The following is a 1557-nucleotide window of genomic DNA, read 5'->3' as shown; positions in this document are numbered from 1 at the left end:
AATCCGCTGCGGGCGATGCGCATGGGCGATCACAGCGGTACACACTTCACTGGCCCGCAGAGCGTGCTGTCCCCGGAGAGGCTGGCGCAGCTCCAAACCAACTACGCGCACAACAAGGCCGCCTTTGACCATGTTCGCCAGGACATACATCAGAACCGCGAGCTACTGAACATGGCCCTGAATCCTGGCGCGACTACCGCCATGGCGGCGAAGGCGGAAGCACTGGCGCTGCAGGTGCGTGCCGAACATGCCTACGCGGCCAGTGGTCCCACTGTCGAACGCGTCATCAATCTGGCCGAACATGCTGCCGGCCAAGCTTATGAAACCGTCACCCATCCAGGGCAGTGGTTCGGTCAGAGCGCGCCAGCCGCGCGTGCTGTCCCCGGAGAGGCTGGCGCAGCTCCAAACCAACTACGCGCACAACAAGGCCGCCTTTGACCATGTTCGCCAGGACATACATCAGAACCGCGAGCTACTGAACATGGCCCTGAATCCTGGCGCGACTACCGCCATGGCGGCGAAGGCGGAAGCACTGGCGCTGCAGGTGCGTGCCGAACATGCCTACGCGGCCAGTGGTCCCACTGTCGAACGCGTCATCAATCTGGCCGAACATGCTGCCGGCCAAGCTTATGAAACCGTCACCCATCCAGGGCAGTGGTTCGGTCAGAGCGCGCCAGCCGCATCTACGCCACATCCATCCCGCCGTGGACAGGCAACAGGCGCAGCAACACCAAGCGCCGCATTTGGTGCAGTCCCCCACGCATGTACATGCACCACTTCCACAGCACAGCATTGCTGCCCCGGCGCCGTGGACAGGCAACAGGCGCAGCAACACCAAGCGCCGCATTTGGTGCAGTCCCCCACGCATGTACATGCACCACTTCCACAGCACAGCATTGCTGCCCCGGAAAAATCGGTTAGCGTGGACACGCAGGAACAGGCACGCATCGCACAATTGCAGCAGCAGGAACAACAAGCGCAAGCAGCGCGCGAGCAGCAACACCGCCCCTTGAGTCCCATGGGACCACTGGTCGGGCGTGTGCCAGTGAATAATGATCGCCGGCCATGGCCTTGCCGACTCCATGGGCAGGTCATGCAGCGGTGGCATCGGCCCTTTGTCGTAAGATCGCAGGCGCAGTGGGGAAGCTTGCTCAAAATCAAACGGAGAGGTCACGCGCGATGAGCCAGGACACCGACGATCACGACGATCACAGCGACAACCCCTATCGCCCGCGCAAACTCAACGTGCGCGATCGGCTGCACGATCTACAGCTCCTGCGCGATATGGCGATCATCAATGCGCGGGTGCGCGCCGAGCTGGGGCCACTGCCACCTGGCGGATTGCCGGTGCAACCCAAGCGCAAACCCGCGCCACTGCCGTACCCGCCTGCCGCCGCATCCGCGATCCATTCCCCCGAGGACGAACGAACCGATGAAACTGCACCGATGAAACTGCACCACATGCCGCTGGCCCTGACCGCTGCGGGCTGCTCCAAAGGCATCGATGTCGGCAATGACGGCCGGCGCTACCGGTCACCTGCTACCGGTCACCTCAAT

The 1557-nt window shown here is 62.9% G+C and carries 1 protein-coding gene and 1 pseudogene; both read left to right on the top strand.

Annotated elements, in window-relative coordinates:
• Positions 1–438 (top strand): hypothetical protein (locus tag XANALMUS060_RS17030; RefSeq protein ID WP_161795499.1); only part of this gene is annotated, 438 nt, incomplete at its 5' end.
• Positions 439–1179: 741 nt separating this feature from the next.
• Positions 1180–1557, top strand: a pseudogene (locus XANALMUS060_RS21050) (hypothetical protein); the annotation flags it as partial.

This window comes from Xanthomonas sp. MUS 060 (assembly GCF_000963215.1).
Classification (GTDB): domain Bacteria; phylum Pseudomonadota; class Gammaproteobacteria; order Xanthomonadales; family Xanthomonadaceae; genus Xanthomonas_A.
This window is presented reverse-complemented; position numbering and strand designations above follow the sequence as displayed.